Source organism: Bacillus sp. 0909A (assembly GCF_036765115.1).
GTDB classification, from domain to species: Bacteria; Bacillota; Bacilli; order Bacillales; family Bacillaceae; genus Bacillus; species Bacillus mojavensis.
In genome coordinates this window covers 423,716-449,851 of record NZ_JBAIZU010000001.1, presented here as the reverse complement: position 1 = coordinate 449,851, position 26,136 = coordinate 423,716, and the positions used below count along the sequence as shown (strand labels likewise).

25 protein-coding genes and 6 pseudogenes are annotated in these 26,136 nt (G+C 39.1%); 15 read left to right on the top strand and 16 right to left on the bottom strand.

What is annotated here, in order from left to right:
- Positions 1 to 56: 56 nt before the first annotated feature.
- Positions 57 to 809, bottom strand: coding sequence for a peptidoglycan recognition protein family protein (locus V6D42_RS02335; RefSeq protein WP_333512266.1), 753 nt, complete (start codon positions 807 to 809; stop codon positions 57 to 59).
- A 194-nt stretch (positions 810 to 1,003) separates the two neighbouring features.
- On the opposite strand from V6D42_RS02335, the gene V6D42_RS02330 reads away from it, so the two are divergent.
- Positions 1,004 to 1,630 (top strand): TVP38/TMEM64 family protein, encoded by a 627-nt coding sequence (locus V6D42_RS02330; RefSeq protein WP_333512265.1) that lies wholly within the window; start codon positions 1,004 to 1,006, stop codon positions 1,628 to 1,630.
- A gap of 20 nt (positions 1,631 to 1,650) precedes the next feature.
- On the opposite strand, the gene gnd is transcribed toward V6D42_RS02330, so the two are convergent.
- On the bottom strand, positions 1,651 to 2,544 hold the full coding sequence (gnd, locus tag V6D42_RS02325; RefSeq protein WP_333512264.1) for a phosphogluconate dehydrogenase (NAD(+)-dependent, decarboxylating): 894 nt from the start codon (positions 2,542 to 2,544) through the stop codon (positions 1,651 to 1,653).
- Positions 2,545 to 2,833: 289 nt separating this feature from the next.
- Between gnd and V6D42_RS02320 the strand changes: the two genes are divergently transcribed.
- Positions 2,834 to 3,562 (top strand): YqeB family protein, encoded by a 729-nt coding sequence (locus V6D42_RS02320; RefSeq protein ID WP_333512263.1) that lies wholly within the window; start codon positions 2,834 to 2,836, stop codon positions 3,560 to 3,562.
- Between the two features lie 33 nt (positions 3,563 to 3,595).
- Here the strand turns inward: V6D42_RS02320 and V6D42_RS02315 are convergent, their stop codons facing one another.
- Positions 3,596 to 4,021 carry a NucA/NucB deoxyribonuclease domain-containing protein gene (locus V6D42_RS02315; protein ID WP_333512262.1) on the bottom strand — a complete coding sequence of 142 codons (426 nt, stop codon included), beginning with the start codon at positions 4,019 to 4,021 and terminating at the stop codon, positions 3,596 to 3,598.
- A gap of 175 nt (positions 4,022 to 4,196) precedes the next feature.
- Between V6D42_RS02315 and sigK the strand changes: the two genes are divergently transcribed.
- Both sigK and V6D42_RS02305 read left to right on the top strand, forming a co-directional pair.
- A complete protein-coding gene (gene sigK, locus V6D42_RS02310; RefSeq protein ID WP_174754429.1) occupies positions 4,197 to 4,925 on the top strand; it encodes an RNA polymerase sporulation sigma factor SigK in 729 nt (242 codons plus the stop codon).
- Positions 4,925 to 5,040 (top strand): annotated as a pseudogene (locus V6D42_RS02305) (hypothetical protein). The gene sigK and the pseudogene V6D42_RS02305 overlap by 1 nt, the downstream one beginning before the upstream one ends.
- On the opposite strand, the pseudogene V6D42_RS02300 reads toward V6D42_RS02305, so the two are convergent.
- From V6D42_RS02300 to yrkP, 5 genes and pseudogenes are all read right to left on the bottom strand, one after another.
- Positions 5,006 to 5,202: pseudogene (locus tag V6D42_RS02300) on the bottom strand (recombinase family protein); the annotation flags it as partial. The pseudogenes V6D42_RS02305 and V6D42_RS02300 overlap by 35 nt on opposite strands.
- Positions 5,160 to 5,324, bottom strand: a complete 165-nt coding sequence (locus tag V6D42_RS02295; RefSeq protein WP_333512261.1) for a hypothetical protein — start codon at positions 5,322 to 5,324, stop codon at positions 5,160 to 5,162. The gene V6D42_RS02295 and the pseudogene V6D42_RS02300, both read right to left, overlap by 43 nt.
- A 543-nt stretch (positions 5,325 to 5,867) precedes the next feature.
- Positions 5,868 to 6,284: a phosphate-starvation-inducible protein PsiE gene (psiE, locus tag V6D42_RS02290; protein ID WP_003246154.1), complete on the bottom strand. Its 417-nt coding sequence runs from the start codon at positions 6,282 to 6,284 to the stop codon at positions 5,868 to 5,870.
- Between the two features lie 45 nt (positions 6,285 to 6,329).
- On the bottom strand, positions 6,330 to 7,628 hold the full coding sequence (yrkQ, locus tag V6D42_RS02285) for a two-component system sensor histidine kinase YrkQ (protein ID WP_333512260.1): 1,299 nt from the start codon (positions 7,626 to 7,628) through the stop codon (positions 6,330 to 6,332).
- A complete protein-coding gene (yrkP, locus tag V6D42_RS02280; protein WP_333512259.1) occupies positions 7,615 to 8,310 on the bottom strand; it encodes a two-component response regulator YrkP in 696 nt (231 codons plus the stop codon). The genes yrkQ and yrkP overlap by 14 nt, the downstream gene beginning before the upstream one ends.
- Before the next feature lie 266 nt (positions 8,311 to 8,576).
- Between yrkP and V6D42_RS02275 the strand changes: the two genes are divergently transcribed.
- The 3 genes and pseudogenes from V6D42_RS02275 to V6D42_RS02265 all read left to right on the top strand — a co-directional run bounded on the left by V6D42_RS02275 (position 8,577) and on the right by V6D42_RS02265 (position 10,702).
- Entirely contained in the window at positions 8,577 to 9,794 is a 1,218-nt protein-coding gene (locus V6D42_RS02275; protein WP_333512258.1) for a DUF418 domain-containing protein, read from the top strand.
- A pseudogene (locus tag V6D42_RS02270) lies at positions 9,713 to 9,962 on the top strand (hypothetical protein). The gene V6D42_RS02275 and the pseudogene V6D42_RS02270 overlap by 82 nt, the downstream one beginning before the upstream one ends.
- A 182-nt stretch (positions 9,963 to 10,144) precedes the next feature.
- Entirely contained in the window at positions 10,145 to 10,702 is a 558-nt protein-coding gene (locus V6D42_RS02265; protein WP_333512257.1) for a GNAT family N-acetyltransferase, read from the top strand.
- A gap of 370 nt (positions 10,703 to 11,072) precedes the next feature.
- Here the strand turns inward: V6D42_RS02265 and V6D42_RS02260 are convergent, their stop codons facing one another.
- Positions 11,073 to 11,432 (bottom strand): winged helix-turn-helix transcriptional regulator, encoded by a 360-nt coding sequence (locus V6D42_RS02260; protein WP_333512256.1) that lies wholly within the window; start codon positions 11,430 to 11,432, stop codon positions 11,073 to 11,075.
- 168 nt (positions 11,433 to 11,600) lie between these two features.
- On the opposite strand from V6D42_RS02260, the gene V6D42_RS02255 reads away from it, so the two are divergent.
- From V6D42_RS02255 to V6D42_RS02235, 5 genes and pseudogenes are all read left to right on the top strand, one after another.
- Positions 11,601 to 12,347 carry an SDR family NAD(P)-dependent oxidoreductase gene (locus V6D42_RS02255; RefSeq protein WP_333512255.1) on the top strand — a complete coding sequence of 249 codons (747 nt, stop codon included), beginning with the start codon at positions 11,601 to 11,603 and terminating at the stop codon, positions 12,345 to 12,347.
- Positions 12,348 to 12,412: 65 nt separating this feature from the next.
- Positions 12,413 to 12,781: pseudogene (locus tag V6D42_RS02250) on the top strand (T7SS effector LXG polymorphic toxin); the annotation flags it as partial.
- Between the two features lie 229 nt (positions 12,782 to 13,010).
- Complete coding sequence (locus V6D42_RS02245) at positions 13,011 to 13,481, top strand: hypothetical protein (RefSeq protein WP_333512254.1); 471 nt, start codon at positions 13,011 to 13,013, stop codon at positions 13,479 to 13,481.
- Positions 13,465 to 13,848, top strand: coding sequence for a hypothetical protein (locus tag V6D42_RS02240; RefSeq protein WP_333512253.1), 384 nt, complete (start codon positions 13,465 to 13,467; stop codon positions 13,846 to 13,848). The genes V6D42_RS02245 and V6D42_RS02240 overlap by 17 nt, the downstream gene beginning before the upstream one ends.
- Positions 13,835 to 14,122, top strand: coding sequence for a hypothetical protein (locus tag V6D42_RS02235; protein ID WP_101864568.1), 288 nt, complete (start codon positions 13,835 to 13,837; stop codon positions 14,120 to 14,122). The genes V6D42_RS02240 and V6D42_RS02235 overlap by 14 nt, the downstream gene beginning before the upstream one ends.
- 43 nt (positions 14,123 to 14,165) lie before the next feature.
- Here V6D42_RS02235 and V6D42_RS02230 read toward each other — a convergent pair.
- From V6D42_RS02230 to V6D42_RS02215, 4 genes and pseudogenes are all read right to left on the bottom strand, one after another.
- Positions 14,166 to 14,836: pseudogene (locus V6D42_RS02230) on the bottom strand (peptidoglycan recognition protein family protein); the annotation flags it as partial.
- A gap of 43 nt (positions 14,837 to 14,879) precedes the next feature.
- Positions 14,880 to 14,978, bottom strand: a pseudogene (locus V6D42_RS02225) (phage holin family protein); the annotation flags it as partial.
- Between the two features lie 191 nt (positions 14,979 to 15,169).
- Positions 15,170 to 16,444 carry an MFS transporter gene (locus V6D42_RS02220; RefSeq protein ID WP_333512252.1) on the bottom strand — a complete coding sequence of 425 codons (1,275 nt, stop codon included), beginning with the start codon at positions 16,442 to 16,444 and terminating at the stop codon, positions 15,170 to 15,172.
- A 111-nt stretch (positions 16,445 to 16,555) separates the two neighbouring features.
- Entirely contained in the window at positions 16,556 to 17,944 is a 1,389-nt protein-coding gene (locus V6D42_RS02215; protein ID WP_333512251.1) for an aminotransferase-like domain-containing protein, read from the bottom strand.
- Between the two features lie 256 nt (positions 17,945 to 18,200).
- On the opposite strand from V6D42_RS02215, the gene V6D42_RS02210 reads away from it, so the two are divergent.
- Positions 18,201 to 19,073, top strand: a complete 873-nt coding sequence (locus tag V6D42_RS02210; protein ID WP_333512250.1) for an AraC family transcriptional regulator — start codon at positions 18,201 to 18,203, stop codon at positions 19,071 to 19,073.
- A gap of 633 nt (positions 19,074 to 19,706) precedes the next feature.
- On the opposite strand, the gene fumC is transcribed toward V6D42_RS02210, so the two are convergent.
- On the bottom strand, positions 19,707 to 21,095 hold the full coding sequence (gene fumC / locus V6D42_RS02205) for a class II fumarate hydratase (RefSeq protein WP_333512249.1): 1,389 nt from the start codon (positions 21,093 to 21,095) through the stop codon (positions 19,707 to 19,709).
- Positions 21,096 to 21,249: 154 nt separating this feature from the next.
- Between fumC and V6D42_RS02200 the strand changes: the two genes are divergently transcribed.
- Together V6D42_RS02200 and V6D42_RS02195 are read left to right on the top strand one after the other, a co-directional pair.
- Positions 21,250 to 22,140 carry a LysR family transcriptional regulator gene (locus tag V6D42_RS02200; RefSeq protein ID WP_333512248.1) on the top strand — a complete coding sequence of 297 codons (891 nt, stop codon included), beginning with the start codon at positions 21,250 to 21,252 and terminating at the stop codon, positions 22,138 to 22,140.
- Between the two features lie 941 nt (positions 22,141 to 23,081).
- Positions 23,082 to 23,477: a VOC family protein gene (locus tag V6D42_RS02195; RefSeq protein ID WP_046160622.1), complete on the top strand. Its 396-nt coding sequence runs from the start codon at positions 23,082 to 23,084 to the stop codon at positions 23,475 to 23,477.
- Positions 23,478 to 24,216: 739 nt separating this feature from the next.
- On the opposite strand, the gene V6D42_RS02190 is transcribed toward V6D42_RS02195, so the two are convergent.
- Both V6D42_RS02190 and V6D42_RS02185 read right to left on the bottom strand, forming a co-directional pair.
- Positions 24,217 to 25,344: a Rap family tetratricopeptide repeat protein gene (locus V6D42_RS02190; RefSeq protein ID WP_333512247.1), complete on the bottom strand. Its 1,128-nt coding sequence runs from the start codon at positions 25,342 to 25,344 to the stop codon at positions 24,217 to 24,219.
- 463 nt (positions 25,345 to 25,807) lie between these two features.
- Entirely contained in the window at positions 25,808 to 25,981 is a 174-nt protein-coding gene (locus V6D42_RS02185; protein ID WP_333512246.1) for a hypothetical protein, read from the bottom strand.
- Between the last annotated feature and the right edge of the window lie 155 nt (positions 25,982 to 26,136).

Here is a 26,136-nt window from a genome sequence, read left to right as displayed (position 1 = left end):
TTGATTGCAATAACCTGCTTCCGCCAGAGGAAACAGGCTACTGATTACCTCTGCATTTATTTTAATTTCGCTTTAAGCTTGGCCTTTGTTTTCGGTCCGTAGATACCATCAGCTTTTAATCCATTCATCAGCTGAAAACGTTTCACGGCATTTGCTGTTTTCGGTCCATAAATGCCGTCAATACCGTTATTCTTCGCACCTTTATCGGGGTAAAAATGAAGTGCTGCTAAAGCCTTTTGCAGCTGAAGAACTTTTGTGCCTTTTCTATAAGGCGCAGTAAGTTTTATTACTCCTGAAGGCAGAGGATAAGATTTGGGTGATTCTTTAGATGGCGTATCAGAGGAAGAAATTCCGTTTTTGAATGCACTCCATTGATTTAAGAGTTTGCGGGGACATTCTTTTCCGGACCATTTTTTGTGGGGAACAACACGATCCAGCGAAATATTGTGATCCTTCATCAATTTTTTGATCAGCCACTGCGCATTAGCTACTGCTTTGTCAAAATTGCCGTCTGCATTTTCGCAGATTTCAATCCCGATTGATTTGCGATTCCCTGTCCCATCGGTGCCGTCGCCAGCATGCCACCCGTTTTCAGTAAGAGGCAGATGCTGATAGATGTCTGAATCGTCTACTGTAAAATGCCAGCTGACAGATGTACTTGGGTTTTTTACATAATCAGCGTGCATTTTTGCATCGGCACCTTTGGCGGTATTTGCTGTATTGTGCACCGTAATATAGGCAGGTGTCATCGCATAACCGGGACGGTTATCGTTTGATTTTGGTATAAAATCCTTTTTTATCGCTACCATTTCTATCCCTCCCTACTATTAAAGAATGTAGAAACGAGTGAAATGGACAGCCTATTTTACTAGCTAAAAAAGAATTGTATTTCCCCCCACTCGTATGACAGTTGAACCTCCGAAATGGTACAAGTTATACTAACGTAGATGCCGGAGATTCTACCTCCTGACATCGCCACAAGTGTTGGGAGTGGATAATTGATATGTTAAAAAAGACTTTAGGTATAATCTTGATCATCGCCGTTATTGCAGTCGGGTTTTATCAGAAAGAAGCTTGGCTTGATGCTATAAAAGCAGGCGGCTTGATCTCCGTTTTATGTAGTATGCTTCTGATTGCAGCCGACGTCTTTTTCCCGATTGTGCCGTTTGCAATTATTGCAGCTTTAAATGGCGCTGTGTTCGGAATTGCAAATGGCGTTTGGATTACACTGGCCGGTTCAATGCTCGGTACGATATTGCTATTTTTTCTCGCGAGGTACAGCTTTCGTGATTGGGCTAGGAAAAAAATAAAAGCTTACCCTGCTATAAAAGGATACGAGGCTTCCTTCGATAAAAATGCGTTTACCGCTGTTTTATTGGGAAGACTTATCCCTGTTATTCCTTCTCTTGTCATGAATGTTGTATGCGGACTAAGCAGTGTTCGGTGGCATGTTTTTTTCTTGGCCTCTTTAATAGGAAAAATCCCAAATATTTTAGTTGTTACCATTGCCGGCGCCAATTTCTCCAGCAACAAATTACTATCCTTCAGTATTTACGGGACCTACGTTCTGATCCTGATGCTGATCATATATAAAAAGTTTCCTCATCTTGTGAAAGTCTCAAAAAAATAAGGGCGGCCCGTTTCGCCCCCTTACTTTTTTTCTGTTGCATGTCCTCCAAATTCATTACGGAGCGCAGCAACGACCTTTCCTGTAAACGTATCGTCTGTTAACGAACGGTATCTCATCAAGAGCGACATCGCGATCACCGGGGTGGCTGTCTGCAAATCAAGTGCCGTTTCCACTGTCCATTTCCCTTCCCCTGAGGAATGCATGACGCCTTTGATCTGTTCCAGCTTCGCGTCTTTAGAAAAAGCTCGCTCAGTCAGCCCCATAAGCCACGACCTTATGACAGATCCATGATTCCATACCCTTGCAACTTTCTCGTAGTCAAACTCAAACGGGCTTTTTTCCAGCACTTCAAATCCTTCGCCAATAGCAGCCATCATTCCGTACTCAATGCCATTATGAATCATTTTCAAAAAGTGGCCGCTGCCCGCTTCTCCGGCATATAAATATCCATTTTCAACAGCAGTATCCCGAAACAGCGGCTCGGCAATCTCCCATGCTTCCGGGTCTCCCCCCACCATAAAACAGGCTCCGTGCCGTGCACCTTCCATTCCGCCCGACGTTCCCGCATCGAGATAATAGATACCCGCTTCTTTCATTTGATTATAGCGACGAATCGATTCTTTATAATGAGAATTTCCGGCTTCGATGATAATATCACCTTTGCTTAATAAAGGTGTTACATCACGCAAAACAGTATCGACCACGCCATGGGGCACCATAACCCATAGTATTCGCGGCATGTCTAATGAAGAAATCAACTCTTTTATACTCGTTGTCCCCTCAGCCCCATAAGACATCAGTTCATCAACAGCCGCTTGATTCACGTCATACCCGACTGCATGATAATTGCGATCAATCAATTGCTTTCCTATGTTGATGCCCATTTTCCCTAAGCCGATCAATCCTAGTTTCATGTGAGATCCTCCTGGTTGTCTAAACTCTAAAGCCATTACTCTTTATGTTCCCTGTGAACTGCTTTGTGATACGTCCTGTTTTCTCAAAGGCCGTGATCATCAGCCAGAGTGATTCCTTTTCCCGTGTCATATCGTTTCTGTATGATCTTTATCAGAAAGAGGGTGTGATAATCATTTGGCGCCTTCATGTATTACAGCAGAAATCGTGGAAACATCCTTGATTTCCTCTCTATTTAAGTTAAAATATGGGAAGCGAATTCAATTTATTTCTAGCTAAGAAGGTGACAACTTGCAGGATCAAACACAAACAATCATTGGAATTAAGAAAACCGCGAAATGTTTATTATACGGTACACTTGCAATCATCGGTCTCCTCATTGGGTATTTTTTTCACCAGCTTGCGAAATGGGCATTATCCCTGCCGTGGATTCCATTAGAAGGCCCTCTTCGGCTTGTTGCCTCTTTTCATGGATCACCGGCGAAGTTTATCACCGCGGCGCTTGGCCTGATTGCCGGTATATGGTTTGCTCATTCAATCATCAAATTGCTATTAACTGTACACATTACAGACGACTCTGTGGAATTACTGAAAGGCAAGCATGTTCAAACGATCAACTCCGAAGACATTGCTCTGGTATTTATTGATCATAAACGGCTTGTCCTCTTAGGAACAGACGGATATGAACTGGCACGTGAAGAATTAGATGAAAAACCTAAAATCATTGAGCAGGCCTTTAAAAAACACCATTACATATGGTCGGCAGAAGGTGACCCGTTTAAAGATAAATTTCGACGATGGGTACCTGAATCACCCGATCTCTCTCCGAGCGCTCATGCTATATTGAAGGCTCGTCAGAAAGCACTGAAAAAAGAGGAAACAGACGACATTGAAGATTTTCGTCTTGAACTTGCAAGGATCGGGATCGTTGTACGTGAAGAAGGCACACGCCAGTATTGGCGAGAAGCAGAAACGTATCCTCCTCAGGAAAATCAGCCTAGCGGCAACATAGGATCATAGCAAAAGAGGCTCAGAATTGAGCCTCTTCTTTTATTACTGAACAATAAACAACACTTTGGTGCCATCTGGATAACCACTCATTTGATTTCCTACCCATGAACCGGCGCCGCGATTATCAGAAGGCGTTACATAGCGGACATCGGCTCCGGCGCCTCCTTCTTCACAAACTGCCATCGGCCATTCATCTCGATCAAAACCAGGCTTCGTCGGAATTCCTTTTAATGATTCCTCCCGCCTTTTGTCCGCTCCATCACGATCAATTGTACATATATCAGAATGTCCTTCGGCAATCGCATCTCTTATATGATCCCCGGTTTCCGGATAACGAGACAACGGAAAATATAAAACTTTGTCATATAAAGCAGCCCCCTTGACCTGTTGCGGAGCCGTCATATCCTTTCCCAACAAACAAAGAAAAACTGCTGCCGCCAGAAGAAGCATTGCCATCCATCTTTTCATCCTCATCCCCCCATACAGTTACGTTCATTTAAATGTATGGGGGCAGCGTAAAGATTATTTTAAAAAACATAACCTAAGCTCTCATTGAGAATTTTCCCGGTACAGACACAGACAGCCTTCCGATCACATACATTGACATATAGGCTTTTGCCTACATAATCATGTGGAGGTGACGATGGTGACAGGTGTTTTCGCAGCGCTCGGTTTTGTAGTTAAAGAGCTTGTCTTTTTAGTATCTTACGTGAAAAACAATGCCTTTCCACAACCGCTCTCAAGCAGCGACGAAAAAAAATACTTAGAGCTCATGGCTAAAGGGGATGAACATGCCAGAAACATGCTGATTGAGCATAATCTTCGCTTGGTCGCCCATATTGTAAAAAAGTTTGAAAATACAGGTGAAGACGCAGAGGACTTAATCTCCATCGGAACAATCGGGCTAATCAAAGGAATTGAAAGCTATTCCGCCGGAAAAGGGACAAAACTGGCGACGTATGCTGCGCGGTGTATTGAAAATGAGATCCTCATGCATTTACGCGCATTGAAAAAAACAAAAAAAGACGTGTCCCTTCATGATCCGATCGGGCAGGATAAAGAAGGGAATGAAATAAGCCTGATCGATGTCCTGAAATCAGAAAATGAAGACGTGATTGATACAATCCAGCTCAATATGGAGCTTGAAAAAGTGAAGCAATACATTGACATTTTAGATGACCGTGAAAAGGAAGTAATTGTCGGGCGGTTTGGGCTTGATTTGAAGAAGGAAAAAACGCAGCGTGAGATTGCCAAAGAACTCGGTATTTCGCGTAGCTATGTATCAAGGATTGAGAAACGGGCGCTGATGAAGATGTTTCATGAGTTCTATCGGGCGGAGAAGGAAAAGCGGAAGAAAGCGAAGGGGAAATAATGCAGAAGAAGCCGGATCTCATATTCCGGCTTTCTCTATTTGAAAGAGTTATGAAAATCATTTTTTCATCGCTGATAAGCTCTCCGAGAAAGACAGGCAGGATCGTAACAAATAACTTGACTTATAAGTCCCTTGCTTGCATCCTCCCTCAGGCATTCAAAGCCGGACGTTCTAAAAGCTCCACAGTAAATCCTTCATCGGCATACTTCAGCACATCCTTAGTCCCTGCTTTCTTTATGCAGGCCTCGATCTGGCTGTCGATGTTCGATCCCTTGATCGCTTGTTCCTCGGTATATTGCTATCACCCTGGATCTCCTTCCTATAAAGTTTTATTAAATAATGATAGCAATCGTTCATGCATTTGTCAGCTTGCGGTCCCTCGATGATTATTACCTTCATAAAATGCATCCCCCCATGGGTAATGCTATGTAATAACTGTTTGTCCTAATGAGGTGATTTTCAATGAGTATGAAAACAAATAAAAAAACCGATGGTTTGAACCATCGATCTGTTTTCTATATCACTGGGCCCTCAATATAGTAAATCTAGCTCATTGGTTATGAAAGCTAATTTTCATTACACACTCTATATTCATTTGTTATCATTTCTATACGTTTATATCAATTATGGTAAAAAATGGTGATGAAAACCAATAAACGTCCATTCTAACTTTTTCATCTTATTTATTAAGAATTTTAACCTCTTCCTTGCAAAATAAAGAAGCGATTTTCATCTCCAGACAGTTAATGCTATTTCATTGGGACATGTCTGTTAAAGTAGCCAATACATACATTCAGATATCCACTTACAACCACGATTCAATTTGATCCACTACAAATTTCTGAGCTGACATTAAACAGATAGACTTATAAAAATCTGTACCAGTTCCCTTTCACAATTAGGACATTTCGGCGGCGTATCGGCATAAAGCGATCTAATTTATTAATGTTCAACAACAGAATTTCGTCTATTGGCAATAAAGAACCCACAAATCATTGCAAGAATGGCCATCGCCCACCAGAACGTTGAGATCGCCTGATCATGATCGATGATAATCAAACGAATGACAGCTGTGATGCCAATATAAATGAAGTAACGAAGCGGAAAATGAAAGTCTGATTTGAAGTATTTGATAATCAAAGCAATGAACTCAAAGTACATGAAGAATATAAGCAGTTCTCCAAGCATCTCATAATAGCTGTCCACTTTGTTGAACAGTGACTTGTATACGAAAAGCACAATGTACCAAGTCTCGCTGATCAGAAGTGCGCTTAAGGCTAACGCCAGGAAGAACAGACAGACATTGAGAAGCGCTTGTAACAGGTAAGGCACCTTTTTGAATTTGTTAGAAAATCTCATCATGTTGTCTCCTATTTCAATATATTCGTGGTTTTTATTCTCAGCCTACATCTTGGTGTTCCAAAATCGTAGCACGATGTAGTACTTAGAATTCTTTTGTATACTTTGAAACTGTCCCTGCATGCGGGACATCATTCGCGCAATGCTTCTTTCACCGAGTCCGTTGCTTTCCGGTGTTATATCTGCAAGTTTAATCGTATTGCTAACATGGATCTCAAATATCTCTTGATCCGATACAAACGTGATGCTGATTTCTTCTTCCGGATCTGCGTATTTCAATAAGTTTGACATCACATTATCAAATACACGACCAAGCTCCTCCAAATTCACGTTAATATAGGTTTCCGGCAGCTCGCCTGAAATATGGACCCGAAAATGCTCCTGATGAAGAATAGCAATCTGATCTGATATTAGATCGTAGATCACTTCTTTCACTGCAACGGTCTCCAGATCGGCCTCATATTCCTTGTCCAGCAGGAAATACGCAAACAGATTGTCAGACAAGCTTTTTAATTGCAGTGCTTTACCATAAGCATTGGCTACATACCGATCTTTGCTGGTACCCGCTTCGCCTCCCTCTTTTTTGGCAAACTCCAGATTCATGATCAGCGACGTCAGCGGTGTGCGCATATCGTGCGACATTTCGGTAACCAGGCTGCGGCTCTCAGCTTGCAATTCCTCGATAGCTTTAAGTTTATCCAGGAAAGCTTTCCGCAGATCCTCAATGCTCTTTGCAATCATCGCTAATTCATCATGCCCTTTTATCGTCATCTCGTAATCCAGATCGCCCCCTTCAAGAATATGAATCTCTTGGTGAATCGTTTTAAGGTAGCGAAGACTTTGGCGAATTCCGAAGAGAACAATGATTAAAAAGATGAGGGTTGCCCCGAGCAAATCCAATGCGAAGGCCAGATCATAGTATCGGGAAGAGTAGAAACCGTCGATAATGACTCGTCCTTCACCATCGCTAAACTTGACAGGATGTGAATGATTTTGAGCGTACTGAGTCAGCTTTTCCTTTCCATAATCCGATTCGGAATAAATAGAATCATATTGCAGCTCCTGATCCTTGAATATGGTGAGGTTAATGTAATTTTCTTTTTTGACCCACTCGCCAAACTCTTTTCTATCTGATGTAGACAACTCATTTTCTGAAACGTACTTGCTGAATTTTTGAATGTATCTTGCTGACTCCTCGTGATAATACTCTTCCGAACTCAGATACCCCTCGATCAGATCATCTGTGATCTTTTGCAACGTCAGAAAGATCACACCACTCACAATCGCAGCAACCACGATCAGCAAAGCCAGTTTTTTAGTTAGCGTAAATTTACGATGCACCAAATCGATATCCTCTTCCCCATTCAGTTTTTATATAAACCGGACGTGCCGGATCATCCTCAATTTTGGAGCGCAGCTTCCGAATATGCACCATCACCGTATTGTTGGAACAGTAAAAGTAAGGCTGTCCCCACACACTCTCATATATATTTTGGGCAGAAAATATTTTGTTGCGTTTGCTCATCAGAAGTTTCAGGATACGATACTCCAGATCTGACAACTTGATTTGCTTCTCCTCTTTCCACACCTCATTAAATTCTTCGCTCACTCTTAATTTGCCCCCGATAAGAAATGTTTCTTCCTGTTCCTTCTTTTCCTGATAGATAGTATATCTGCGTAATTGAGCAATCACTCTAGCGTGAAGTTCCTCTTCCGAGAATGGTTTAGTCATATAATCATCGCCGCCGGCGAGTAATCCCTCAGTTTTATCGAGTGTACTCGATCTGGCCGTCAGAAACAGAATCGGGACGTTATAGGACTTCCTGATGTGCTGACATGTTTCAATTCCCGAAATGCCTGGCATCATAATATCCAAAATAACCAAATCAAGCGAGTCATTCACAAGTTGCAATGCTCGCTTTCCATCCTTGGCTCTTAGCACCTCGTAGCCTGCACGTGTAAGGGATTCCTCCAAAAGATCACCAATATCCTCATCATCCTCTACGACTAATATTTGATGGGTCATGTCTCTCTCACCTCATGATTCTTGTTGTTATTTCTCGTGTGTCCTTACTATATATCGTTCATAGTAATAAGTACGTTATAAGATACTACGTAAATCTTAACAATTTATGAAAGCTGATGCTCGCCACAAATTTGTCACATTTTTAAAAAACATGATGACTCTTCATAAATTGTTAAGATTCGGTCTTTATATTTATCCATTGTAAGGCTCCAGTTTTTCAGATCCGCACTACACATTGCCGTGATAAATGGGAAAGGAGTATTGATATGATTGTACAAAAAGAAGGACGCGGGCAACCGGTGAGTCTGCGGGAACGGGTTCATTTTCTGGACATCGTACGCGGATTTGCCTTGCTCGGCATTATTATTGTCAATTATTTTCTGATCGTAGATTCAGTAAAGGGATTCGAAATGGCCTCCGATGACGTACTGCACAAGCTGGTTTCCTGGTTTGCCGAAGGGAAATTCGTTACGTTATTCTCCTTCCTGTTCGGAGTCGGGTTTATGATCTTTATGGATCGAGCCGCGCAGAAGGTAGATAGTCCCAACAAGCTGTTTGCCCGCAGGTTATCTATCCTGTTGGGATTTGGCATTTTGCACATCACATTTGTTTGGGTCGGTGACATATTGGCCTTTTACGCCGTAAGTGGCTTCCTGTTACTCGCCTTCTATAAACGCACGGCCAAAACGGTGCTTAGATGGATTATCGCACTTATCGTGTTTCAATTCCTGACTCCTGTTTTCACAATGTTGTACGATGTCATCAATACTGCAGGGGCAAAAAACCCGAATTTTTCAGAGTTTACTTTGTTTAGCCACAGCAGCCTTACCTACATAGAATCCATCAGCACTCGGTGGACAGATATGGTCACGATGGCTGCTGGCTCTTTCTCTATGATCTATTCCATGTTTCTCATGTTTCTGCTGGGCGTGTACTTTGTTAAGATGGAATTTTTCAAAGACATGGAAGCGAAAAAGCCTATATGGAAGCGTATCTGGATCATTAGCACAATCGCTTTTCTAATAACACAAGGCAGTATATTACTAGACATGTTTAATCTTTCTGAGAATATGCTGTGGAAGGACATTTCCTCTGTCTTGGGTCAAAATGGCGGCTTAACCGGAAGTATGTTTTATATGAGCACTTTTGCAATGCTGTTTCTATACGTTCCTCAGCTGCGAGGCCCTATGATGATATTCACCAAAGTCGGACGGATGTCATTGACCTGTTATCTGCTTCACTCTATCATTGGAACAGTTTTGTTCCTCAGGTACGGATTCGGGCTTGCGGATCATATTCAACCCGCCGGCACGTTCATGTTCAGTCTGGCCGTGTACTTCGTGCTTATGAGCTTTAGTACATTGTGCTTGAAACGGTTTAGGTACGGTCCGATGGAATTAGTATGGCGCAAGCTGACGTACGGCAAAGTAAACGGGAGTCCCAAAGCAACTCCGCTGCATTCGGAAAAATCTATTCAGAAATAACCCCCTTGCACAGATTGCATGACTTCAAATTAGTGTTGTTGAATGGAGCGGCATTAAACGGACAGATTTGATATATGGACTAGTTATTTTATTTCATTTAGGCTTCTTTGGGCTAATAAATCCACCAGAGTTTACTCAATGTGCATTGTGCAGCTTGTTTTCCAATGAAACAAAGAAAAAGAAATCATACAAAAAGACAGGAGAAAGCTTTTGAAGTATTTTAACGCCAAATTTACCGCGGAAGAAAGAGCGATGGAATCACTTTTTTGTGAAAAGGCCTCGCAGAGCATCTCGAATGTTTTACTGAACGACTGAACTCGGTATTTCAGCAACTGAAGGAGTGAGTAATCATGAAAACAAAAAAGGAACCAAAAGTTATTCTGGAACCAGCAAAGGAATCTGATCTGCCAGAATTCCAAAAAAAATTACAAGAAGCCTTTGCGATCGCCGTGATTGAAACGTTCGGTGATTTCGAAGATGGACCGATTCCATCAGACAATGATGTTCAGGAGTCTTTCGACGCTCCCGGAGCAGTCGTATATCATATTCTTCGGGATGGTAAGAAGGTAGGTGGTGCAGTAGTACGTATCAACAGCGAAACACATCATAATTCGCTAGATTTATTCTATGTATCTTCAGAACATCACAGCCAGGGGATTGGTCTTTCTGCTTGGAAAGCCATAGAAGCACAGTATCCGGATACTGTGCTTTGGGAAACCGTAACACCTTATTTTGAAAAGCGAAATATCAACTTCTATGTGAATAAGTGCGGATTCCATATCGTGGAGTTCTACAATGAACATCACTCTGATCCGCATATGCAGCGCAATGGACGCGAAGATGACAAGCCCCTGCCGAATGATGATGACTTTTTCAGATTTGTAAAGATTATGAAAAAAAAGAACTAAACAATTGAACACGGCGAGATGCCGCATTGAGTTGATGTTTAAAAAGTGTTTTGATCCCTGTCTCAAAAACAGGGGTCAGTCCCCCTTTGAATCATCGGTTTCTTTTCTGACATATACCACGCCCACTTTTCTCTTTTTGTAATTTCAGAAAATATATCAGATACCAAACTACAAATACTATAGTAATTAAGTAAGTTAAAATAATAATAAGATTCATCTAATCTAAAGTAGTCCTCCGTGTTTTAGGTAAAGCTGTATTACATTATGTATATTATATCTTGATAGTGCGTTCAAGTATTCCTAAACCTTATTATGAAGGTATTGATTAAGATGACTAATACCTTTAGATCTCTATGAAATTATATTATCTTTAATATGAAACTTGTTCTGGTTGTACAATTTCATATTCACCTTCTGCATACTCTTGCTCCGCATAATGGCTTCCCCATTGACAGAGCTCCTGCAAGATAGGTTTAAGAGATTCTCCAAGTTCAGTGGATGAATATTCAACCTTCGGTGGTACTTGATTATACATCTTTCTGCTCACAAGTCCACTGTCTTCAAGCTCTCTAAGTGTTTGAATTAGCATTTTCTGAGTTATATTTGGGATAATGCGCTTTAATTCACTCGTTCTCTTTGGTCCATTCATTAAAAAGTATAATACAAGACCTTTCCATTTTCCGCCAATAACTTCCTTTGTCACTTCAAACCCACAACTAAATTTTTTCAAGTCTAAACCTCTCCATTCCACATTTATTACTTTTTAGTTACTATATCACAAAAAAGTGGGTACTTCCGATAATGTGCTTACTGAAGGATACTATATCTTGTAAGTTGTTCTTCAAGTACTTAAAGGTACTAGACATAAAATAATATTAATTCTAAAGGAGTGTTAAGTATGGGTAAATTTGAAGGTAAAATAGCGCTTGTAACGGGTGGAACAAGTGGGATTGGTCTTGCTACAGCACAAACATTTGTAAACGAAGGTGCATATGTTTATATCACGGGACGTAGACAAAACGAACTTGATAAAGCTGTTAACCAAATTGGCAAGAACGTAACCGGTGTTCAAGGTGATATTTCTAAGCTTGAAGACTTAGACAAACTATATGACATGATAAAGCAGGAAAAAGGTAAGTTGGACATTCTTTTTGCTAATGCAGGCATCGGCAACTTCCTTCCATTAGGTGAAATTACTGAAGAGCAGGTTGATAGAACGTTCGACATTAACGTTAAAGGAACCATCTTTACTGTTCAAAAAGCGTTATCACTATTCCCGGACAAAGTAGGTTCTATTATTGTAACGGGCTCTACTGCTGGATCAATTGGCAACCCAGCGTTTAGTGTATATGGAGCGTCTAAAGCAGCATTAAGAGCACTAGTTCGCAACTGGATTCTTGACCTAAAAGGTACTGAAATCCGTGTAAATGTGGTTAGTCCAGGAGTTATTCTTACACCTGCATACGATGAGCTTTTTGGTGATGCACTTGAAGGAGCATTGGAAAATACCAGAAATACTGTTCCAGCTGGAAAAGTTGGGACACCTGAAGAAGTAGCAAACGCTGTATCTTTCCTTGCTTCAGACGAAAGCAGTTACTTGACGGGTGTTGAATTGTTCGTAGATGGCGGGCTAGCACAGGTATAATTTCACTGCGCAGAAATTACAAATAGTCCCCAAAAAAGGTTAATGGGGATTTACTTGAAGAAGTCGATGAGCTTGCAGACGCCAATGACAAACGCAAAAAAAAACAATTGAAAAACTAGGTGAACTTGACGAAGATTTACTGACAGAACCATGCTATGTCAGAGCCAAATGAACAATTCATCAAGTCAGATTTCCAAAAGCTCCAAGAAGCAACGGGCAAAGGCAAAAACGCTACGCCCATTCACTACAACGCCAAGGCGTACCGTGAGAGTGATATACATAAGAAGAAAGGCGATATTGAGAAGCGAACGGAAGCTTATTTGACGATTAAAAAGAAAGAAGAAAAAGAACGGGAAATCAAAGAATTACAGAAAAAGCTCAATACGTTGGTTGATGATCCTGACGAGTATCTAAAAGTTGCTAAAGAGATTGGATAAGACAACCTCACCAATGAACAACAGGAGTATGTTAAATCCCTCGAGTTTTGGGATAATCCTCTTCGAGCGACCAAGGATATTTTGAAAGAACAGATTGACGGTGTATATGAAGGTTTATTAGCCGGTATAGATGATACAGAGAAGACAGTTAAAGCATATTTAGCCCTATAGATGCAGCGGGTAAAAATATCTAGGTCCAGTATATGAATACTATAAAGGCAAACAAATGGCATATTATGATTTTTCGAAGGAAACTGGTGAAGGACTTTTAGGAATTGCAAAATTCGGGATCGATCTCGGTTTAGATCCAAAAGGAACGATAAAGTCCGTTTTTGAATTCGACTATAAAAAAGCCTGGGATTCTACTTGGGATGAGGTAAAAGAAAGCTGGGACAAAAACTTTGTACACGGAGATATGTATTCACAATCACACTACACCACATATTTCACTTTAAATGTAGCCAGCTTATTCATATCAGGTGGCGGTGGCGCTGTTACAAAGAGTGGATCCGTCGTTTCAAAGGTCGGGAGAATCGCAGAGAAAGGAACCAGCAAGTCGGGTAAAAAAGGATTAAACAGCGCCGGAAATGTTGGTAAGTCTGCATCAAAAAAAGTAATAAAAGACACCAAAGATTTTGGGGAACTTCTAAAAAGAGGTTTAGAGTCAATACCAAATCCTTTTGCTTCAACAAATTAAAAAGTCTTTTGATGTTGATCATGGTTCTAAGGGGAATACTAATAGTAGTAAGGTAACCAGTGAAGCTAAATCCGTATCGAATATGAAAGAATTTTTTTATGATGGATTTGGAAAAAGTATAAAAAACAATGTTACAAAAACAAAAAATCAATTCCAAGGCCAATCAATCTATGAAGTCAATAAAAAATTGGATAATCCGTATCTGAAAAAAGGCGATAGATTTTATTTAGATAATTTACACAAGGATCATTTAGAAGTTTTTGATAAAAGAGGAAATTTAAGAGTATTGTTGAATTTGGATGGAACATTGAACGAAGTTAAGACTAAGAATGCCATTGGAAGAATTATGATAGATGAAAAATATTGATAAAATCTTTAGTGCTTTAAAAGAATTAAATGAAAAATATAATAGTACATTAATTTCAACAGAAGAACTTTTAGAAGAAGAGGAAAATATTAAAGAACTTCCGCAAATAGATGAAAGAATGAATAAAATTTTAGCTAACTTAAGTCAAATTGAAGTTAAAGAAAAACTAACTTCTGAATTACTACAGTTACATTTAGTAATAGGTGATATAGAATGGCAGTTTGACCAAATACATGAGATGGTTAGACAGGTAATCGAAAATATTGAGGATTAATATTATAAAAAAGGCCTCTTGAAAAGAGAGCCTTTTTATTTAATATTAACGCTTCAATTTTCTCTCTAGTCTTAGGTCCATAAATTCCATCAGCAGAAAGGTCATGCATTAACTGGAATCGTCTAACTGCATCTGCTGTTTTCGGACCATACACTCCGTCAATGCCGTTATTCTTGCCCCTTTATCCGGGTAGAAATAAAGCGCCACCAGTGTTTTTCCGCCCAACTTTTTCAATTCTGCTTCAATTGCAGCCTTAACTTGATTCCATCTTCCCTCTGACAAAATACGGTGCGGGCAATACTTACCGTTCCAGTCTTGGTGCTTACGGACACGATCAATGCCCCAGCCGCGTTCTTTAAGTAGTTGAGCCACAAACTTAATAGCGAGCTTTTCCGCTGCCTTATATCGAGCTCCTCCTGACTTGCTATAACAAATTTCGACACTAATCGACTTTCGATTCCCTGTGCCGTTTGTTCCATCTCCTGTATGCCAAGCGTTACGATTTGTTGGAATTCCTTGAGTGACTTGTTTATCGTCTACTGCAAAGTGAAAACTTGTTGAGCTAGAGTTATTCTTCATGTAAGAGATTTCATTGGCTGCTGAAGCATCATTCGCAGTGTTATGGATAGTGATATATTCAGCTTTCATTGGATTAGGACACTTCAACCCATATTTTAATTTTGAAACTAAATTCTTTACAACTTTGATGGCCATATATACTCTCTCCTTCTGGCCTGTATAAAAAAAAGCCACTGGCTTAGCCAGCAGCTTTGTCTGCATTATTTTTACTCTGTTCTTTTTCGTTCTCTATCGTTTGTAATCGATCTGTTATTGTTGAAGGGATTTTAACACCGATCCCAAAAAACGATAAACGCCCGTCCTAACTTTTACATCTTATTGATTACGATTTTCATTTTTCCTCGTAAAATAAAGTAGTGCTTTTCATTGCCGCCATCCAGTTAATTCCGTGTCATTGGTGCCAGTCTCTTAATGTATCCATAAATATTAAAAAAAGAATAGTCTTTTGACTACCCTTTAATTATATCTTTATTTCTTGTAGACCCAAATCACAATCGGTATAAGAACCATAGATAAAAGCCCTCCACTTAGAGATAACACGGCATAGCTTGTATTAGCCATTACCATCCCAGAAAGAGCTCCGCCAGAAGCCCCTGCTAATGCAATTAGAACATCCAATGTACCTTGAACTTTCGCACGAGTTGAAGGCTTTGTAGAATCAACAATTTGAGCAGTACCACTGATTAAACCAAAGTTCCATCCCAATCCAAGTAGAGATAGGGCAATTACTAGAAGAACCATTGAATCACTTGGAGCTAGTGCTGCTAATAAACCAGCTAATAATAATGTTATACCCGAGGCAATACTCATCGCTGTACGACCAATTTTATCAACAAGGACACCTGTTACAAGAGAAGGAAGATACATGGCACCTATATGAAAACCAATTACGATCCCTACTTCACTTAGACCATGCCCATGATGTTTCATATGAACTGGTGTCATCGTCATAATAGCTATCATAACGATTTGTGTCATAACCATAACTGTGGCACCTACTGCCAGACCTCTTTTATTGTTTTTTTGACTTGCCGAATTTGAATCAACTTCATGGCCGTTTTGTTGTTTATAAGCTGCGATCCGTTTTGCAATATCTAATGGATCTGGACGAAGCATAATAAAAAGTACAATACCTGCTAAGATATATGCTACTGCTGCTAAAATGAATGGGCCTGCAAGCGAAGGAACACCAATAGAAGTAGCACATTTCCCCATTACATTTACTAGATTTGGACCAGCAACTGCTCCGAATGTTGTCATAACCATTGTCACACTAACAGCCGTTGCACGCTGTTTTTTACTTGCTAAATCAGTTCCTGCATAACGGGCTTGTAAATTAGTTGCTGTACCTGCCCCATAAATCAGCAGGGAAGCAAATAAGAGAACAACACTGTTCAGCATGGCTGCAATAACAACGCCAATTGCACCGAGTCCACCTAAAATAAAACCAGTAGCTAGGCCCGTACGGCGTCCATAACGTTGAGAAAGTCTGCCTACAAATAAGGCTGATCCCGCTGACCCCAATGTAAATAGAGCTGTTGGTACCCCTGTGTAAGCATCTGTACCAAGCATTTGCTGTGCAATAAGCGCACCGACAGTAACTCCTGCCGCCAGACCTGCACCGCCAAAAATTTGTGAAATACTTACAACGAATAATGTACGCTTGTATAATGCTTTTTGTTTTTCCGGAGAACTGATGTAGCTTTGTAATGAAGCTGTTTGAACGTCTGTTGTTTTTAACATACTCTGACCTGCCTTTCGTAAAGCCTAATGATATAAACTTCCCTCTAGATGTGGATCATCATAACACGCACAAAAAAGCCATACAATGTTATAATTGTATGGCGAACAATATTAGCTAAAACCGTTTAACAAACGTTTTAGGATCCTTAGTCCTTGCTCAAGCTCTTCAATTGTTTTTGGTGCACATACTGAAACCCTGACAGCTCTTTTCGGACAACTATTTCCCACTACAAAGCGTTCAGCGGCATACACTTGCACGCCATGTTGTGCAGCTAGCTCTTCAAATTCAGCACCAGTCATTTCACCCGGCAACACCAGCCAACGAAAGATGCCTGTTTCAACACCTAAACATGTATAGTCCGCCAAATATCGGTTTACGATTTGGTTTCTGCGGATCGTTTCTTCCCGATGACCTTCAATTAAGGCTTCAAATTGATTTGATACAATCGTGCGTGCAGTAAGTTCTGCTAATAGCGGGGAAACCGTTATATTTAAATTATAAAGCGCCTTTGACATTGGCTCCTTAAATTGATTCGGCACCGCTACATAGGCCAGGCGCAGTCCTGGTGCTAACGATTTTGATAAACTTGCAATATGGATAACCTGTTCCGGCGCGAACGATGCAAGTGCGGGAAGCGGATTTTTGTTGAGAAGGTGGTACGATGCATCTTCAATAACAAACAGATGATATTTCTTTGCTATTTCTGCAATCATTCTTCGATTCTCAACAGACATAAAGGAAGCTGTCGGATTATGATAATCCGGGATCAAATAAATGCCTTTAATATTTTCATTTTTACACGCATATTCAAGTGACTCCGGACTCATTTCATCGTTCTTTGATTTTATCGGTACGATTTGCACACTAAGCATTGAAGCAACAGTTTTTAATCCAGGATACGTGTGATCGTCAACACCAATGCGGTCTCCAGGCTTACAAAGACTTGCCAATGCAGCAGCAATCGCATTTTGTCCCCCATTTGCAAATAATATGTGATCCACGGTTGTTTCAAACCCGCCTCTTCGGATTAGCTTTACAGCTGCATCCTTTTGCCAAAGGCTCTCGCCTGCCCGGCCATAACCAAACCATTTTTCATAATCCTCATCTTGCAGCATGTTTTTTAGTTGGAGTAACAGAGGCTCATAAGACGCATTATCTGGCAGTGTGGCTCCCATTTCAATTAAATGCTTTGGCTTTGTGTCCTCAAGTAAATACGCATTCGATAACGCATCGTATGATACAAATGTGCCGCTTCCTACAGATGCACTTAGCAAGCCCTTTAACTCGCAAACTTTAAAGGCTTTTGAAATGGTGCTTACATTTAAATCTAAATAATCAGCAAGTTCTCTCTGTGGAGGAAGTTTTGTTCCAGGTAATAAAACTCCGTTTATTATATCCTGTTCCAACTGCCCCGCAAGTGCTTTATAAATAGGCTTTTCCGTTTTATCAATCGATGGCTTCCAGCTCATCGGATAGTTTTCAAAAGAATTTATCGGCATAATACGCATCCTTTTTTCACTCAATTATAAGAATGTGCTGTTTATAACACAATGATCACTTGCTTTTTTGTGGATACTCTAGCAGCAGTTCTTTACACTTCATTTTTTCGCAAATAGGTGTTTATTTAAAAAAACTATACAAACAAAGGTGAATAACATACTTTATTACATATAAGGAATCCTGCAAAACGGTGCACGGAATGTCGGGTAGAAACATTTCACCCCTGTTATTCTTTTGTTAAAGGAGGTCAAATAAATGAATTTGCTTAAAAGTATGAATAAAGCATTAAATTATATTGAAGAAAACCTCACTAATGATATTGATTTTAAAGAAGTAGCAAAGCTTGCATTCTGCTCTGAATATCATTTTAAAAGGATGTTTTCCTTCCTTGCAGGCATTTCACTATCGGAATATATTCGTCGCAGACGTCTTACTCTTGCAGCTTTTGAACTGAAAGACAGCAGTGTAAAAGTGATAGACATTGCAATAAAGTACGGTTATAAGTCACCAGATTCTTTTGCACGGGCATTTCAAAATTTGCATGGCATAAGACCATCAGAAGCTAGAAATAATGGCCATTCACTTAAAGCTTATCCACGAATGACCTTCCAGTTAACAATCCAAGGAGGCAATGAAATGAACTATCGTATTGAAGAAAAAGAGGCATTTCGCATCGTTGGCATTAAAAAAAGAGTTCCTATTATGTTCAAAGGGGTTAACCCGGAAATTGCATCTATGTGGGAAAGTTTAGATGAAGACGCAATAAATAATCTTAAAAAGCTTTCTAATGTAGCGCCTTTGGGACTCATTAGTGCATCCACGAACTTTTCTGAAGGCCGGACAGAGGAGAATGGCGAACTTGATCACTATATTGGCGCAGCCACAACGAAACAGTGTCCAGATAGCCTCTCACAGCTTGAGGTTCCTGCCTCAACGTGGGCTGTATTTGAAGCAATCGGATCATTTCCGGATACACTGCAAGACGTATGGGGACGCATTTATTCCGAATGGTTTCCATCGTCCAATTATGAACAAATAGAAGGTCCAGAAATACTGTGGAACGAACATAAGGATGTAACATCGCCATCTTTTAGAAGTGAAATTTGGATACCGATTTCAAAAAAGTAAATTATTTCACGATGAAGCAAGAGGAATTGAAGGGTCTTTAAGGAAGGGGGGTAATCCCTTCCTCTTTATGCACCAACTCAATCTGCGGCAATTTTGAAATCACCATTTGAAGCGCTGTCTGCATTCTACAAAGTGAGTAAATGTTGAGATACCACTTAGAACTTGGCTATCTTCATTTATCATTTCCCTTCTTTATGTTTTTCTCGTCTCCAATACTCATACGAACCTATTCATAAGATAGCTCTACATATTCACGATGATAATAATAATGCCTAATTTCAGCAGAAAGAAAATCTTCAACACCAGCAAACAGTTGATAAGCTGGGTGAATTATTTTAACAAAAAAAGAGCATAAAAAACCAAGGATCTACAACCCTTGGTATCATTGATGCGGCCGAAAGGACTTGAACATTGACGGATTATTCACCCATTAGGCCCTCAAAGTGGAAGCATATTATCAGTTACAGAAGCCTGTTATTTCAAGCGTTTGAAGTCATTTGGTTTAAGGTTATAAATACCTATTATATCAACATAATGCTTTTTTCTCTATTGAAACCTTATATCAATGGTTTCATCAAAATAAAATAAAAAACTAGTTACTGGTGAATAACTAGTTTTTTATCTTAAAATGTTTTAAATGTTTGGTTTCACCATATCTTCTGGCTTAACCATCTCATCAAACTGTTCTTCCGTTAATAATTCGAGTTGCACAGCAGCCTCTTTTAACGTCAAGCCTTCTTTATGAGCAAACTTAGCAATTTTTGCAGCACTTTCATATCCGATATAAGGATTCAATGCTGTGACAAGCATCAAAGATCCGGAAAGATTTTCTTTAATGGTTTTCTCATTAGGTTCAATACCAACCGCACAATGGTCATGGAAAGATTTTATTCCATCACTCAGTAACTGCACGGATTGAAGGAAGTTATAGATAATAACTGGTTTAAATACATTTAGTTCAAAGTTGCCCTGACTTGAAGCAAAACCAATCGTTGCATCATTCCCCATAATTTGAGCCGCAATCATGGTAAGGGCTTCACATTGAGTAGGGTTAACTTTACCGGGCATAATGGAGCTGCCAGGCTCATTTTCCGGGATTGAAATTTCCCCGATACCACAGCGAGGACCGCTTGCAAGCCATCTAACATCGTTTGCAATTTTCATTAAGTCAGCAGCTAATGCCTTCATAGCACCATGTACATACGTTATTTCATCATGACTAGTTAAGGCATGAAACTTATTAGGTGAACTTTTAAAATGTTGGCCTGTAAATGTCGAGATTTCCTCTGAGACAACTTCTCCAAACTGTGGATGTGCATTAATGCCTGTCCCTACAGCCGTACCCCCGATAGCAAGCTCACGCATTTTTTCAGTTGCTTCCAAAATCATTTCTTTCGAACGGTCAATCATATATACCCAACCGCTAATTTCTTGTCCAAGGGTTAAAGGTGTAGCATCTTGAAGATGTGTACGACCTATTTTTACAATGTCATTGAATTTTTTTGCTTTTTCATCTAATGTGTTCCGAAGTTGATCAAGTGCAGGAACTAATTGTTCATAGATAGCTAATACACCTGCAACATGCATCGCTGTTGGGAAAGTGTCATTCGAACTTTGACTGCGGTTGACATCATCATTTGGATGTATGGTTTGTTTAGAGCCTTTCTCTTTTAATAAAGCTGTTGCAAGGTTTGCTATCACTTCGTTAACATTCATATTGCTTTGTGTACCGCTTCCCGTCTGCCAAACAACGAGTGGAAAATTGTCATCATAGTTGCCTTCAAGAATTTCATCACAAACTGCTGTAATAACCTCTGTTTTTTCGTTATCTAAATTACCTAGACGATTATTAGCAATAGCTGTACTGCGCTTCAATATAGCAAAAGCTTTAACAATACGGATAGGCATTTTTTCAGAACCTATCTTGAAGTTCTCTTTACTACGTTGTGTTTGCGCTCCCCAAAACTTATCAGCAGGCACCTTTATTTCGCCAAAAGTATCTTTTTCAATTCGATAGTTCATTAAAATAGTCCTCCTTCAGAATACACAATTAGTTTAAAATTCATATATTTTTTCGATAAATTTATCATAGCACTAATAAATTATGATGTATAATGCATAATAAATATGATTTTAATTCATTTATGTAATGATTTATAAAAAGGTGGATGTTTTAATGGAATGGGAACAATTAGAGTACTTTCAAACTCTTGCTCGTATACAGCATGTAACGAAAGCTGCTGAAACGTTATCAATAACACAGCCAGCACTTTCTCGGTCTATTGTTAGATTAGAAAATCACTTAGGGGTTCCGCTTTTTGATAGACAAGGCCGCTCCATTACATTAAATAAATATGGGGAAAGATTCCTCAAGAGGGTCGATACCATCATTAGAGAATTTACTGAAGGAAAGGAAGAAATTCAATCCCTTTTACAACCAGATCAAGGTGAAGTGTCTTTAGGCTTTTTACACACTCTGGGTACAACCATCGTTCCAAATTTAATTGGAGCATTTAGAGATCAATACCCAAATGTTCATTTCCAACTAAACCAGTCTCACTCTAATCAGCTTTTAGATAAACTAAAATCAGGTGAACTAGATCTCTGCCTGCTTGCTTCTTTTCCAGTCGAATCAAATATAATGTGGAAACCCTTATGGAAGGAGGAGCTCTTTTTATTTTTGCCCAAACATCATGTGTTAGCTACTCGTCAGGAGATTACCTTAAACGAAATTACTGATGAGCCTTTTGTTTTAATGAAAGAAGGTTTTGCTCTTCGAGTAACAATAGATCATATATTTGAACAGGTTAATATTACTCCAAACATTGTATTTGAAGGCGAAGAAGCTGCTACAATCGCAGGTTTTGTTGCAGCGGGTCTTGGCGTTTCAATTCTTCCTGATTTTAAAGGCTTAGACCAAACAAATATCGCAAAGGTTCGCATTAGTTGGCCAAGGTTCGAGCGCATAGTTGGTATTTCATGGATTGAAGGGAAGTATCTATCACCTGTCACTGAAAACTTCAAGCAATATATCATCAATCAGTTTCCTCAAATAGATTCGATATAGTATTTAGTTACTGTTGTTGAGGCCAAGTCATGGTACTCCTAGATGGATTTAATAGCTCTAAAGAAAAAACAAACAAAGAAGATACCAAAATGGCTTTTTGGTATCTTCTTTATTAGTTCGTTGCCCTCAATAAAGTGGAAGTATATTGTCAGTTACAGAAGCTTTCAAGCGTCTGAAGTTATCCAATACACACTCATTGCATCATTTTATATCTATTTTGGGCACAAAATGGGCACGATTTTTTCCTTCCTTTAGTCCCTAACTTGATCTCCAACTATTATGAAACTAACATTTGAAGCTCTGTCTGTATCTACAAAGTGAGTAAATATTTAAGATGCTATGTTAATCCATACTGCCAATGAAAAATTCAGTCATTGCAGGTTATTTACTTATTTGCTTTCACCCGCCATTAAGATTTAGCCAGACGTTCAAGCAGCATCATCCCTTAGGTGATGCTATGTAATAACTGATTATCCTAATGAGGAGATTTTCAGGGAGTATGAAAAAAACACTAAAAAAACCGATAGTTTAAAAACCATGAATTTTATATAACCAGCAGGCCCTCAACATAGTAAATCCATATCATTGGTTATGGAAGCTTATTTTCATTACATTCCTTATATTCATTTGCCCTCATTTCCTTACATTTATATGAATTATGGTTTAAAAATGGTGAGCACAAACAATAAACGTCCGTACTACCCTTTTATGACTGGCAGGAATTTTCTGCTTCACGTCGAAAGTAATTGTCGAAAAGTAATCCAGGAGGATAGGGGGGGTTCTTAAGGGACTCAAATGTTCTGATTTATGAAAATCAATTTAATGGAACAACTCCACATGTTAAAAAGATTTTAAAAAAGTTTTTTCCTTTGTCGATTTCATTAAGTCGTATTCGTTGTATTCGTAGAAAGACAATTAAAAATGGAAAGGTTGTTGAAATCATGGGAGCACAATTAAACTCTTATCTAATGTCAGAGGACGCAAGAAGCCAGGCGGATTTTTACTTAGAATCACTCGGTGGAGAAATTGTATCACTTAAAACATTCGGTGAGGTACCAGACACTCCAGAAGATATGAAGGAGAAAGTTATGCATCTGTCTTTGAAGATAGCTGGAAACAATATTCTGATGCTTTCTGATTCCTTTGAACAAGTGGTCGGTAATCGTAGCATCAGTCTTGCTTTAACCTATGATAATGAGAGCGAAGCAAGAGAGGCATATACCAAGCTTGGTGAGGGTGGAGAAAACAAATATCCCTTTGCTTTGCAGCCATGGGGCGCATACTATGGAGAAGTGATAGATAAATTTGGTGTTACATGGATGATTACTAAACCGTAAACTATGCAAAATGAATCAGGATTTTATTGAAGCGTTAAAAGAACCATGGCAAAGGAACTCTCCACAAATCTATGTAAGACGTCCATAAGGATATAACGGAAGTCCATGAATTCAGGATAAGAAGCCCCATTTTTCGAATAACAGAAAATATGCTGCTGTCATCACGACATCGACAAATGCTGTTCACTTACAATCTTTAATGCTACCGAACTGGAACTTCCTGAAGACATATTCGATGGTCCATCAGAAAGAAAAACACTGAAGCTCTGTGAAGGGGATTCGTTTGATACCGGGCAGCTAGTGTTATTGGTCAGCCATGCCTCAAAATCACTTTAAATGTAACTCATTCAGTTAGAAAGATAAGGTATTCAACAATCGTGCGCTATTCTTTTATAAGAAAGCGTCTTTTTTGCATCCCAAAACCACTTAATTCCCATCTGAGAGATTTCCTGGAGAACCAAAAGTTATAGCGGTGCCCTATTGCCTTTTTCTCTCCAAAAAATAAGATTAGGCCTCAAGGATTTAAAGGGGGGGACTAATTATATCGCATTTGATTCCAATGTTTCTGTTGATATCAAATAAAAAAACCTCCATTTCTGAAGGAGGTTGAATGTAATATTATCAAGTTTGAAAACGATCAGAGGCAATATGAAATGTGTTTTGAGTTTGATTTTCTGTTAAGGATCCGAAACCACACACTAAAACAAGTGACAAACCCAGGATTAGGCATACCTTCTTTTTAAAAGTCATACAGGCATTCTCCCCTTTGAATTTGTGTTTGAGTCTCAAGCATTTTCTGATGATATACATAGGATGTTTCAAATTCTTTTGAGTTTGCGTAAGCAGCTGCGGTCTCACAGGCAATGTCTTCAATATATGAATAGTTCTTATTTTTTTCTAAGTATTCTATGGTTTTATTAACACCTTGTTGGTCCACTGCATCGACATAAAGAGCATTTAAATATCCCTGTAATTTTGCGAAAAGCTCATCACCTTGATAAAGAGCTGCTGACAAACCTTTCTTACTTACTTGGATAGCCTCATTCATTTTTCCTTGTTTAAAAAGGATTTTTGCATAAGAAAATAAAGAATGTGGCAAGTTTGTGAGCTTTTCTTTTTCTGTAATCTCCACTGCTTGCTTTATGTATACTTCCGCCTGTTCGTAATCACCACTGTCAGCAAAGTTAGTGCCTAAATTATATAGTGCAGAGCTAATCAACCTTTTGTTATTCAATTCCCTAGATAACTCTAATGCCTTTTCAAGATGCGGCTGACTTTTTTCGTAATGTTTAAAATCAGTATAATTCCCTGAGATAACAAACATACATTGAACTTTCCGCACCTTATAAAGTTCATATTGATTATAAATATCCAATGCTTGTTTAACGTGATGCATAGACACATGACTTTGCTTCATACCATAATATGCTTCAGCTAACTTAAAATGAAACTCTGCCCTTTCAATCTCATCAGGGACATGTATAAGCTGCTTTTCGGCTTCTCTATAATAGTAGATAGCTTTCATGTATTGCTTCTTATCAAACTCGTACATCCCCCTGAAAAACAGAGAATAATACGACAACAGACCAGATATGCCTTTATTTGAAGTCTCAATTTTTTCGAGAAGTTCGTCAATAGTTGGTCTTATACGTGTTGTTACGGGTTCCAAATAATCTAACATGAGCTGATGACGGAATTTCATTAGGGAGAAGTAAATGAGTAAATACTCATCTTCCTCCATCCGTTGGATTTCTTGCTCCACCTCTGCCTTTAAAATCTCTGCATCCGGGACACTAAATTGACGTATCATTTTATACCATTCATTGATCTTTACGCCAACTTCTGACGATGATAAAACCGGATTCACAGGACCCCTCCTTTTATGTCTTTTTATGTAATATTCTAACATTTCCAAAAAGTGTTTGGACCGCAAAAAAACCGCAAAGTTAATATTCGGTATCTTTGATATGTCAATCAAGATAATTTTAAGTTCGCTTTTTCTTTCCCATGGTATTATTTTTTATACGATTAAAAGAACTTATAGGGGCATGGGGATCTTTGATCTTTTCATGCGTTGGGTTTACCGCTTCAATTGTTGTTTTATTCAAACCAAGGTTGAGCAGTGTTTTACTTTTTATCTCAGGGATTGGAGGACTTATCTGTATTGATTGGTTCTACTTAATACCAGCAGTACTTACAATCATTCCTGGAATCATGGTATTTGTAAGGAAAGAAAAAACCGCTCCTAAGTCAGTTTAAATCTGAACACAAAAGAACCGCGGCTAGCGGTTCTTTTAGTGTATATTCCTATTTTATTAACTGCTTCATTATTATTGGACAGTACCATAATCAAAATCAATATCTTTCTTGTCTAAATCCCCCTTAAAATTTTTAGCATAGCTCATGGTTAAATGTACGCTTTTATCTATCCACCAAGTTCCATCATCAGTATTCGTATCCCAAGTAACATCTATATCTCTGTCAAAATTCTCAAAAAACACCAAATCCCCAACAGCTACTGTTTTTCCGTTGATCTTGTAATATATTAAAACAATTTTTTATCGAATATACCTGTCCCGTGCTTTACGATTGTTACACTATAAGGCTTATTAGGACATTGCTCTTCAAGTATAACTTTAGAATTTAAAAATAAAACATA

What these genes read in the sequence shown, in the direction of transcription:
- sigK (WP_174754429.1), top strand. Translation starts at nt 4,197, where the DNA reads ATGGTGACAGGTGTTTTCGCAGCGCTCGGTTTTGTAGTTAAAGAGCTT.
- V6D42_RS02335 (WP_333512266.1), bottom strand. Translation starts at nt 809, where the DNA reads ATGGTAGCGATAAAAAAGGATTTTATACCAAAATCAAACGATAACCGT.
- V6D42_RS02265 (WP_333512257.1), top strand. Translation starts at nt 10,145, where the DNA reads ATGAAAACAAAAAAGGAACCAAAAGTTATTCTGGAACCAGCAAAGGAA.
- V6D42_RS02315 (WP_333512262.1), bottom strand. Translation starts at nt 4,021, where the DNA reads ATGAAAAGATGGATGGCAATGCTTCTTCTGGCGGCAGCAGTTTTTCTT.
- fumC (WP_333512249.1), bottom strand. Translation starts at nt 21,095, where the DNA reads ATGAACTATCGAATTGAAAAAGATACTTTTGGCGAAATAAAGGTGCCT.
- psiE (WP_003246154.1), bottom strand. Translation starts at nt 6,284, where the DNA reads ATGAGATTTTCTAACAAATTCAAAAAGGTGCCTTACCTGTTACAAGCG.
- gnd (WP_333512264.1), bottom strand. Translation starts at nt 2,544, where the DNA reads ATGAAACTAGGATTGATCGGCTTAGGGAAAATGGGCATCAACATAGGA.
- V6D42_RS02210 (WP_333512250.1), top strand. Translation starts at nt 18,201, where the DNA reads ATGAATTTGCTTAAAAGTATGAATAAAGCATTAAATTATATTGAAGAA.
- V6D42_RS02330 (WP_333512265.1), top strand. Translation starts at nt 1,004, where the DNA reads ATGTTAAAAAAGACTTTAGGTATAATCTTGATCATCGCCGTTATTGCA.
- V6D42_RS02220 (WP_333512252.1), bottom strand. Translation starts at nt 16,444, where the DNA reads ATGTTAAAAACAACAGACGTTCAAACAGCTTCATTACAAAGCTACATC.
- V6D42_RS02200 (WP_333512248.1), top strand. Translation starts at nt 21,250, where the DNA reads ATGGAATGGGAACAATTAGAGTACTTTCAAACTCTTGCTCGTATACAG.
- V6D42_RS02245 (WP_333512254.1), top strand. Translation starts at nt 13,011, where the DNA reads ATGGCATATTATGATTTTTCGAAGGAAACTGGTGAAGGACTTTTAGGA.
- yrkP (WP_333512259.1), bottom strand. Translation starts at nt 8,310, where the DNA reads ATGACCCATCAAATATTAGTCGTAGAGGATGATGAGGATATTGGTGAT.
- V6D42_RS02235 (WP_101864568.1), top strand. Translation starts at nt 13,835, where the DNA reads ATGAAAAATATTGATAAAATCTTTAGTGCTTTAAAAGAATTAAATGAA.
- V6D42_RS02255 (WP_333512255.1), top strand. Translation starts at nt 11,601, where the DNA reads ATGGGTAAATTTGAAGGTAAAATAGCGCTTGTAACGGGTGGAACAAGT.
- V6D42_RS02215 (WP_333512251.1), bottom strand. Translation starts at nt 17,944, where the DNA reads ATGCCGATAAATTCTTTTGAAAACTATCCGATGAGCTGGAAGCCATCG.
- V6D42_RS02295 (WP_333512261.1), bottom strand. Translation starts at nt 5,324, where the DNA reads ATGAAGGTAATAATCATCGAGGGACCGCAAGCTGACAAATGCATGAAC.
- V6D42_RS02275 (WP_333512258.1), top strand. Translation starts at nt 8,577, where the DNA reads ATGATTGTACAAAAAGAAGGACGCGGGCAACCGGTGAGTCTGCGGGAA.
- V6D42_RS02195 (WP_046160622.1), top strand. Translation starts at nt 23,082, where the DNA reads ATGGGAGCACAATTAAACTCTTATCTAATGTCAGAGGACGCAAGAAGC.